The following is a 9,257-nucleotide window of genomic DNA, read 5'->3' on the forward strand; positions in this document are numbered from 1 at the left end:
CTACGCTCCAGTCTTAAGAGGCTATTTACCATGATGCTCGCACAGTCGCCGTAACGAGGAGGCGGTGCGCGTGTCCACTTTAACATCTCTATTCTCGGTCGCGGGTCGGCCGAACGCTGCGGCGGTTTCGGAAACCGCAGTTGCCCCATCCGCGTCGACAAATGCCCGGATCGAGCAAGCTTTCCAGGCTGCGTCGGAACGCACCGGGCTGCCCTTCGATTACTTTCTGACCACGGCGCAGCGCGAAAGTAGCCTCGACCCGCAAGCCGCTGCACAGACATCAAGCGCACGCGGGCTCTTTCAGTTTATCGAGCAAACGTGGCTATCGATGATGCATGCGCACGGCTCGTCGGTCGGCCTTGATGCGCAAGCGCAGCAGATTGAGCAAAGGCCGGATGGTCGATATCGCATAGCAGACCCGGCCGCCCGCGATGATGTTCTCGACTTGCGCTTTGATCCGGCGATCTCGGCAGTGATGAGCGGGTTCTATCTTCAGGATAATGCGGCTTCGTTAGAGGGCACCTTGGGCCGTCCAGTGTCCATTGGTGAAGGATATGTCGCCCATGTCATGGGTGCGACCGGCGGCGCTCGCCTCATAAGCCTTGCCGAGAGCCAGCCAAACCGAAGCGCCGCCGACGTGTTCCCTGTGCAAGCCGAGGCAAACCATGGCTTGTTCTACAACCGCGACGGCGGGCCCGTCACGGTACGTCAGCTTTATGAGCGTCTGACGGCGGGCTTCTCGGCAGAGCCAGTTGTGCCGAACCCAATCCCGGCACCGGTGGCGCAAGCGGTTGGTGAGCCATTGTCGCTTGAGCCCTCAGGATTTGCGTCGATGCCAACCCATGAGGCCGCGCCCCGCGATGTCCTGGCAACCCATTCCATGTTCACTTCGGCCCGCGGTGAGGCTGGCGGTGCGCAAGTGCCATTCTTCGCTGCGCTTTACGCTCCCCAGAATCTTGCACCGCGGTCTCTCTCCGAGGAGTCCATTGCTACCCACGGCCGATCTGGCACCGAGCAAATAATGCAGGAACAAGCGGTTGCTGAAGCTGGAGTTGCTGCGGCCCCACCTAATCCTGTCGCTCGGCCTGAGTCGAAATCGAACCGTGATGACACACGGGTAGGCCAGCCGCTCGATTTGACCGCTTTTGTGCGCTCAGGAGAACTGACAGCAGCCTATGCGAGCCAACTCACCGAGCGTCGCCCGAATGACCTGGTGCCCCCTGTATGACTCATGCAATGACATTGCGTTCTGGTGCCCTGCGCCCGATGGAACAGCGCTTGGCCGCGACCGAAGCCTTGGCCCGCGAATACCTTACGCTCGACCCGCATCAGCCTGAACGTGCCGGAATTCTTGCAACGCTGTTTGAATGTGTCGATGATCCAGCAGTTCAAGTTCGAGCACGGCTTGCTGAACTGTTTGCCAACCGCTCCGATGCACCTCGGCCAGTTGTTCTGCGGCTACTGGATGATTGTCCAGCTGTTTCCGCTCCGTTGTTCGAGCATTCGCCGCTTTTGCGGCCGCAGCACCTGATCGACGGGATCGTTCGCGAAGACACGCGGATAGCCATTGCTGTGGCTAACCGGATCGAACTGACCGATACCATTCAGGATTGCCTGATTGAACGCGCGGATGAGGATGCTTGCTCGGCGCTGATCGCCAACCCTTACACGAGCCTCGGGGAAGCTCAGATCGACGCGCTGATCATGCGCTTCGCCGGTGACGCTGAGATCTTGCAGCAGCTTCAAACGTTCAGGCAGTTGAGCTTGGTCCAGCGGTGCGATCTGGTCGCTCACCATGCCCGCGCGTTGAGTGCGAACCCGCTGGTGCAGGCTTTTGTTCCAACCAGCCGGCTTGAGCGCCTTTCGGGGATGGCAGGAGAGCGTGCGGTTCTGTCGTTGCTCGCCAGTCTGGTCCCTTCGGGCTCTTCCGAGACGTTATGGACGTCGATGGACGCGCTGTATAAGCGCGGTTTCATCACGCCGGCTTTCGTTTTGCGGGCTGCGTTTTCGGGCCAGATTGATGTGCTGGAAGCGGTCATCGGCCATCTGGCGGATGCAGATCCTGCGCGGGTCCGCGCTGCGGTGGTGCATCCCCGCCCTGCGGTGGCGGCAGCTTTGTTCAAACGGTCCGGGCTTGGCGCAAGCGTCCGCGAAGTCGTGGCCATGGCGTTTGTCCTTGCGCGGGAGCTTGCTTCGGCGCAGGTCGACTGGGACGAAGGTTTCTTTGCTCAAGCGCTGAGCGAGATCGTCGAGCTGCGCCTCGATCAGGCAGCAGATACGGAATTCAGCCGGCAAGGGGATGGCTTTGACGATGCTGTTGCAGCGCTGTGTCAGGACCTTGCTGCCGATATTTTGCAGGCGAGCGCCCGCAACGAACGCGATCTGCAAATGCTTCCCCCGCCACCGAGCCGTGCGGCAAGCGAAGCCCTGTTCAGCGACACGCTTGAAGGTGTGCTGATCGAGCGGCTGGTAGATGCGGCTTAGGGAAGGTTAGGCCGAGCGCTTGATAGGCTTTGTGTAGCTGTAGGCAGCTTCGGCAAGCTGATCGGCGAGAGCGATCGCCGTCTCGTTTTCCGGGTCCTTGTCGGTCTCACGAGCGATCGCTCGGATGGCACTGACAAACTTGTCAAGAAACCCGTCAGGCAGATCTTCGCCCTCGAGATCATCAAGAACATCGCAGAACGTACCAGCGATACGCCCGACGCTTGGGTAGCCAAATGTGGCAGCCTGGCCGCGAAGATCGTGAGCCGCGCGATACAATGCAGCGCGTCGGTCTGTGTTGAAGTCCGAGTTGCGTGCGGCCCCCCATTGCTCAACGAGCCGCTCGACCTCCTCGTTCATCCAATCATTGAAATTGCTTGATAGCCGTTCAACGGCCTGCTCGGCCTTTTTGACAGGATCAAACTCTGCCGCTTCGCGCCCCGACAGTACGCGCACCTTTGCCCGCAAATTGGTGGGCGGATCGATTGTTTCGTACTGGCCTTTGGCGATGGTCGAGGTCATAGGAGGAACCGATTTGATCAACGTTCCTCAGACTTTAGCTGCAAACCCTTGCCAGAGGGTTTCCGCGATCAAACACACTATTTCCGTTAGGGTGTGGTGGGTATCAATCGGCATTTGCGGTGGGGGTGGGAGTGTGGATCAGACCTGCGCTTCGTCTGTCTCGTCCTCTTCAACCACCTCCTCATTCTCGTTATCCGATTCCCTTCGTGCCTTGCCGGTGTAGTTGGGATGGACGAAGCGACGCCGGTCTGGGCCGAAAAACGTCTGCGTCTTGATGTATGCGCGCGGATTAGCGACGCAGTTTTCAATCCGCAGATACAATTCGCGGGCGGAAATCGGCTTGACGAGGAACTCGTTGATGCCCGCATCGCGCGCCTTGATGACTCTCGACCGCTCGGCAAAGCCTGTCAGCATAATGATGGGCGTGTACGGGTTGATGCTGGACTTCTGATCGCGCACCGCGCGGGTCAGCTCGATCCCATCGAACACCGGCATCACCCAGTCCGTCAGGATCAGATCGGGTGTGTTCTGTGAAAACAGGTCGAGTGCAACTGCGCCATCTTCGGCCTCCTGAATCGACCGGATACCGAGGCCATGAAGCAAAAGCCGCACGATACGCCGCATGTGCAGTGAATCATCAACAACCAGAACGGAAAGGTTGGAAAGATCGTACGCCATGACGCTAGGTACAAGTACTGAAAACGCCGAAATACTGCATTCGGCTTAGTAAGCAATTAACATGGGTCGCTGGTCGCGCTGGGTGCGACGTTAGAACCCTGAAAACTGCTCGTTCAATACCCGTTCCTCAAGTGAATGGCCTGGATCAAAAAGCATTACCGCGCGGTCCTGCCGATTTTCGATAATGTCAACGCGTGTGACGTTTCGGGTTTCATCCGCGTCCGCAGCCACAGCAACGGGCCGTTTTTCCGCTTCAAGAATATCGAACCGGACGCGCGCCGTCGCTGGCAGGATGGCACCGCGCCAGCGCCGAGGCCGGAACGGGCTGATAGGCGTCAGTGCGAGCATCGAGGCCGTAATGGGTAGAATTGGTCCATGGGCGGACAGGTTGTAGGCCGTCGAGCCGGCGGGCGTTGCGACCATTGCGCCGTCGCAGATCAGCTCTTGTAGCCGTACCCGGTGATCGACCGAGATCTGGAGTTTTGCTGCCTGATGGGTTTGCCGTAGAAGCGAGACTTCATTAAGGGCGCGTGCGGTGTGCACGGTCCCGGCTTGATCATGGGCTTCCATCGCCAGTGGATGGATTGTCGTGGCAATGGCGGTTGAAAGCCGTTCCAAGAGATTCTCTTCGGCATATTCATTCATCAGGAAACCGACAGACCCCCGGTTCATGCCGTAGATCGGTTTTCCGGTGTTCATGAAGCGGTGCAGCGCCGACAGCATCAGTCCGTCCCCTCCCAAGGCCACCACGACATCAGCGTTATCGCTGGGGTGAAGACCATAGCGATCTTGCAGGCGCTCAAGAGCGGTTTGTGCTTCCTCAACAGAGCTGGCGATGAACCCAATGCGTTCGAAGCGAGGTGCCGACATGGTGGGGAGTTTCTCGATCTCTTCGGCCCTGATCCCAAGATGGAAGCCGGTGTTTTTCCGCCTGCATGCCATGATGTGGCGGTAATGTCATGCTGTAGCCCTCGTTCTGATCAAAGAGTTGCCCTATACTCACACGACCAGATGTTGCGCCGCAGCTGATCAGGCCAGCAACACAAGAGCCGGAACCTCAGCGTACGGCGCGCTCACGATATTTTGGACACTGCATCATGTTCCGCTGGTTCGAACAGCGTCTTGCCCCGTTTCCCGATGTGGCGCCGACACGGCCGCCTGGGACTTTGCTTGCGTTTTGCGCGCACTACACGCGCGGCGCTTGGCCGGCTATAGCCGCCGCCTCGGGCCTCGCTTTCATCATCGGTATCGGCGAAGTCTACGTTTACTCGTTTCTCGGCCAATTGGTGGATTGGCTCGTCAGCGCGGAACGCGAGACCTTCCTCGCCGATTACTGGCAGCGCATTGCCTGGATGGTTGCACTTATGCTGGTCGTCCTGCCCGCTGTGGTTATCCTGCAGACCGTGATCGTGCATCAGACGTTGATGGGTAACTATCCGATGCGCATCCGCTGGTGGGCGCATCGCTACCTGCTTGGTCAGAGCCAGAGTTTTTACGCTGACGAGTTTGCCGGACGCGTTGCCACGAAAATGATGCAGACCGCGATCGCCGTCCGCGAGAGCGTGCTCAAACTGTTTGATGTGCTGGTCTATGTGACCGCGTTCTTCATCGGTACGCTGGCCGTTGCGGCATCGGCCGATATCCGGCTGCTGGTACCGATGCTGCTTTGGCTTGCCGCCTATATCGCGATCCTTGTGTACTACGTGCCCCGGCTGCGCGATGTTGCCCAAATTCAGGCGGACGCTCGATCCGATATGACGGGCCGGGTTGTCGACAGCTACACCAACATAACCACGGTCAAGTTGTTCGCCCACGCCGGACGCGAAGAGAGCTACGCCCGCGAAGCGATGGCTCCGTTCCTCGATGCGGTTCATCGCCAGATGAGGCTCGCTAGCGGCTTCAACATAGCGCTTTACACGCTGAATATGCTGCTGCTGTTTGCGCTGGGTGCGTTGTCCATCCTGTTCTGGTTGACCGGCTCTATCTCCGTTGGCGCGATAGCGGTCGCGATGGGTCTGGCGTTGCGTCTTAACGGCATCTCCCAGTGGATCATGTGGGAGATGGCGGGGCTGTTTGAGAACATTGGAACGGTCTACGATGGCGTCGAACTACTTTCGAAAAAGCGAACCGTACAGGACCTACCCGATGCCCCGGACCTGCAAGTCGATCGCGGCGCGATAGGGTTCGAAGGAATCACCTTCCACTATGGCAAAGAAGGCGGCGTGATCGAGGGTCTCGATCTGGCGATAGAACCCGGCCAGAAGGTTGGTCTTATCGGCCGCTCCGGTGCAGGCAAGACAACCTTGGTCAATCTGTTGTTGCGGCTGCACGATCTTGAGGGTGGGCGGATAACGATTGATGGCCAATCCATCGCGGACGTTCGCCAGGATAGCTTGCGCGCGCACATCGGCGTGGTCACCCAAGACACAGCGCTTCTTCATCGATCAGTTCGGGATAACATCGCTTACGGCAGGCCGGATGCAAGCGAAGCGGATATACGCCAAGCGGTAGCCTTCGCCCGGGCCGATGCCTTTGTCGATGATCTTGAGGACCTTGAAGGTCGGCGCGGGCTGGATGCCCATGTCGGCGAGCGCGGGGTGAAGCTGTCTGGTGGTCAACGCCAGAGGATTGCCATCGCACGCGTGCTCCTCAAAAACGCGCCTTTGCTCGTGCTCGATGAGGCAACGTCGGCCCTCGACACCGAGGTTGAGGCTGCCATTCAGGACAGCCTTTATCAGTTGATGGCTGGCAAAACCGTGATCGCGATCGCCCACAGACTTTCGACGATTGCCGAGATGGATCGCCTGATCGTGATGGATCAGGGACAGATTATTGAAGATGGTACCCACGACAGCCTGCTGCAGGCAGGAGGTCTCTACAGCCAGCTTTGGCATCGTCAGTCCGGCGGGTTTCTGCTCGACACGCAGCCAAAGGTGGAAGCGGCGGAGTAGAGCACTCCTTCCGCAGGAGCGGAGCGAGGGCAGGCATGCGGTCGTTCCGCAGGAACGGAGCACACAGAATGGTGCTGGCAGCAGGATTCGAACCCGCGACCCCCTGATTACAAATCAGGTGCTCTACCAACTGAGCTATGCCAGCACTGTGCCCGCCATACGCGGACATGACCGCGTTCGCAAGACTGTCTCCAAAACCATACCATAGCAGCCGTCACTGGGGGTCGGCGTCCAGATGCTCCCGGGCAATATAAAGGGCGAGCACCGCAGCATTCGAGACGTTTAAGCTGACAAGCTCATTGCTTGCGACTGGCAATCGGGCGATTGCATCGCAGGTTTCGCGGGTCTTGGAGCGGAGGCCTTTGCCCTCTGAACCCATCACCAATGCCACGGGCTGCGCCGGCGACGTCGATCGCTGGGTCATTGCCTGTGCAAGCTCGGTCTCCGCAACACTATCGAGGCCCACCACCATGGTGTTTGCTGCCCGAAGGCTCTCCAGTGCATCTGCGAGGTTGCGAACCGTAATGATCGGGACGATATCAAACGCGCCGGATGCCGCTTTCGCGAGCGTGGCCGTTTCGCGCGCGGCATGGCGTGTGGTCGTGATGAGTGCATCGACATTAAACGCTGCAGCGGACCGCAGGATCGCGCCGACATTGTGCGGATCAGTCACCTGGTCGAGAATCAGGCTGAAGCGCGGAAAAGGAGCGGTGAGGGGAACCGGCTGCAAGGGTGCAATCAGCGCAGCCACACCCTGATGCACCGCGTCGGCACCCAAAAGCTCGTCGAGCGCGTTCGGGTGAACCGTCTCAACCTTCAGTTTTGGCGGGATCGAGGCTTCCAGCTTCTGCAAGGCGTTAGGCGTCGCCAGCAGTGTGTGGACCTGCCGGCGGGGATTGCCAAGTGCTGCACGAACCGCGTGCAGGCCATGAATATGATAGGGCACTTCGGGTTGCTCGGCGCTCGCCCGTGCCTTCGGCGCAAATCGCTGAGCGCGCTCCGCTTTGCTTTCGCCGCGCTTGCGAGCTGCTTTGGCTTCTTTCAGGCGGCTGTAACCGGATCTTGGGTGTTTGGAGCGGCTTTGTTCGCTCATGTAGAAGGTGCCCAGCTTTGTGAATGTGTGCGGCGCTCCTAGCAGTGCTCCGAGCGGATTGACAGGCCGGATGCGAATGTTGATAACGCGCGGGCTTTGGAGCGGGTTCTCGTACCAAAGCGCGTGGAGGAGTGTCCGAGTGGTTAAAGGAGACGGACTGTAAATCCGTTGGCTACGCCTACGCTGGTTCGAATCCAGCCTCCTCCACCATCTAACTATCCAAATCTCGCGCTTCACAAGCCGCTGCCTTGTTCAACGTGCAATTTGGCAGGTTCTTAGATGACCCAAAGCTTGCGCTTCGCAAGCCAGCGGCTTGTTCAACGTGCGATTTGGCGGGTTCTTGGGTGATCCAAATCTTGCGCTTCACAAGCTGCTGGCTTGTTCAACGTGCGATTTGGCGGGTTCTTGGGTGATCCAAATCTTGCGCTTCACAAGCTGCTGGCTTGTTCAACGTGCGATTTGGATTGACTACCACGTCCGGCGGGAACAGACTTGCTGGTGTTGCGGGTGTAGCTCAATGGTAGAGCAGAAGCCTTCCAAGCTTACGACGAGGGTTCGATTCCCTTCACCCGCTCCAATCATAAACATCGCTGAAACCAGCTGGAATGTGACCTTCAGCACATAGCTGCAAGCTGCTGAAGTCTAGATCGAGCCTCCCACGAAGGAGGCCGTCATGTCCCATGAAACCATTTTGATCGAATCGCTTGGCTATCTGGCAGGTGCCTTCCTAATCGCCATGGCGGGCATGAAGACGCAGCGCGCCATGCGCATCTGCAACATTTCCGCCAACACCTTATTCATTCTTTTTGGTCTGCTGTCGGGTGTGATACCGCTGGTTGTCATCAACTCCATCATTCTCGCCCTGCACGCCTATCGCCTCGTTGCAAAGCCACAGAACGCATCTCAAGCTGCTGCTAAGGCGGCGTGACCCTTGTTCCCTAAAGTGTGCCCTGTGTCACAGTTTGCCAGCTTATCGTGAGGCAGGCTGTTCGGGACGATTGGGAGACCCGAGGGCGGCATCATGGTTCTGGACGGCGCTTTAGTTGAAGCAATTGGCTATATGGCAGGAGCCTTCATGCTGACGATGGCCGGTATGAAGACGCAGCGCTCGATGCGGCTGTGCCATGTCGGGGCCAATCTCTCATTCATTGCTTACGGGCTTCTCGCTGGTGCGTTGCCCGTCGCCCTCGTCAACGCAATCATCCTGCTCATCCACATGAGATGGTTTGCTGCGCGCATCCGGTTGGGGCGCTCCCGCCACCCCGCTTGAGAGCATCATCCTCTGTTCGCGTGCCCCTCTTGCGTCCCTTGGTGCAAAGCCTTATGTGCGCGCCATCTTCGGGCGGCTTAGAAAGCTACCGAATCCCGTTCTGCCTGTTTGAGGGGTCTCCGCCATGGCGAAAGAGAAGTTTGAGCGCAACAAGCCGCATGTGAACGTTGGCACGATTGGTCATGTTGACCATGGCAAGACGACGTTGACGGCGGCGATCACGAAGTATTTCGGCGACTTCAAGGCGTATGATGAGATTGAT

At 58.6% G+C, this 9,257-nt stretch carries 10 protein-coding genes and 3 tRNA genes; 8 read left to right on the top strand and 5 right to left on the bottom strand.

Annotated elements, in window-relative coordinates; all coding sequences use genetic code 11:
• Positions 1-70 precede the first annotated feature (70 nt).
• Positions 71-1,228 (top strand): transglycosylase SLT domain-containing protein, encoded by a 1,158-nt coding sequence (locus tag AAF739_17450; GenBank protein MEM6384459.1) that lies wholly within the window; start codon positions 71-73, stop codon positions 1,226-1,228.
• Positions 1,229-1,236: 8 nt separating this feature from the next.
• Positions 1,237-2,484, top strand: a complete 1,248-nt coding sequence (locus tag AAF739_17455) for a DUF2336 domain-containing protein (GenBank protein ID MEM6384460.1) — start codon at positions 1,237-1,239, stop codon at positions 2,482-2,484.
• Positions 2,485-2,490: 6 nt separating this feature from the next.
• Here AAF739_17455 and AAF739_17460 read toward each other — a convergent pair whose 3' ends face one another.
• From AAF739_17460 to AAF739_17470, 3 genes are all read right to left on the bottom strand, one after another.
• The gene (locus tag AAF739_17460; protein MEM6384461.1) at positions 2,491-3,003 is read right to left on the bottom strand and encodes an Hpt domain-containing protein; all 513 of its coding nucleotides are present in this window, start codon (positions 3,001-3,003) and stop codon (positions 2,491-2,493) included.
• 138 nt (positions 3,004-3,141) lie between these two features.
• On the bottom strand, positions 3,142-3,681 hold the full coding sequence (locus tag AAF739_17465; GenBank protein ID MEM6384462.1) for a response regulator: 540 nt from the start codon (positions 3,679-3,681) through the stop codon (positions 3,142-3,144).
• 90 nt (positions 3,682-3,771) lie between these two features.
• Positions 3,772-4,551 carry an NAD kinase gene (locus AAF739_17470; GenBank protein MEM6384463.1) on the bottom strand — a complete coding sequence of 260 codons (780 nt, stop codon included), beginning with the start codon at positions 4,549-4,551 and terminating at the stop codon, positions 3,772-3,774.
• A gap of 227 nt (positions 4,552-4,778) precedes the next feature.
• On the opposite strand from AAF739_17470, the gene AAF739_17475 reads away from it, so the two are divergent.
• Positions 4,779-6,632, top strand: coding sequence for an ABC transporter ATP-binding protein (locus AAF739_17475; GenBank protein ID MEM6384464.1), 1,854 nt, complete (start codon positions 4,779-4,781; stop codon positions 6,630-6,632).
• A 69-nt stretch (positions 6,633-6,701) separates the two neighbouring features.
• Here AAF739_17475 and AAF739_17480 read toward each other — a convergent pair.
• Both AAF739_17480 and AAF739_17485 read right to left on the bottom strand, forming a co-directional pair.
• A tRNA-Thr gene (locus AAF739_17480) sits at positions 6,702-6,777 on the bottom strand.
• Positions 6,778-6,846: 69 nt separating this feature from the next.
• Entirely contained in the window at positions 6,847-7,725 is an 879-nt protein-coding gene (locus AAF739_17485; GenBank protein MEM6384465.1) for an RNA methyltransferase, read from the bottom strand.
• A 125-nt stretch (positions 7,726-7,850) separates the two neighbouring features.
• Between AAF739_17485 and AAF739_17490 the strand changes: the two genes are divergently transcribed.
• The 5 genes from AAF739_17490 to AAF739_17510 all read left to right on the top strand — a co-directional run.
• A tRNA-Tyr gene (locus tag AAF739_17490) sits at positions 7,851-7,935 on the top strand.
• Between the two features lie 293 nt (positions 7,936-8,228).
• A tRNA-Gly gene (locus AAF739_17495) sits at positions 8,229-8,302 on the top strand.
• 96 nt (positions 8,303-8,398) lie between these two features.
• Positions 8,399-8,653 (top strand): hypothetical protein, encoded by a 255-nt coding sequence (locus AAF739_17500; GenBank protein ID MEM6384466.1) that lies wholly within the window; start codon positions 8,399-8,401, stop codon positions 8,651-8,653.
• 93 nt (positions 8,654-8,746) lie between these two features.
• Positions 8,747-8,995, top strand: a complete 249-nt coding sequence (locus AAF739_17505) for a hypothetical protein (GenBank protein ID MEM6384467.1) — start codon at positions 8,747-8,749, stop codon at positions 8,993-8,995.
• 124 nt (positions 8,996-9,119) lie between these two features.
• Positions 9,120-9,257, top strand: a 138-nt coding sequence (locus AAF739_17510; protein MEM6384468.1) for a GTP-binding protein, incomplete at its 3' end; no start/stop codon positions are given.

The organism is Pseudomonadota bacterium, assembly GCA_039024915.1.
Classification (GTDB): Bacteria; Pseudomonadota; Alphaproteobacteria; order Rhizobiales; family MH13; genus MH13.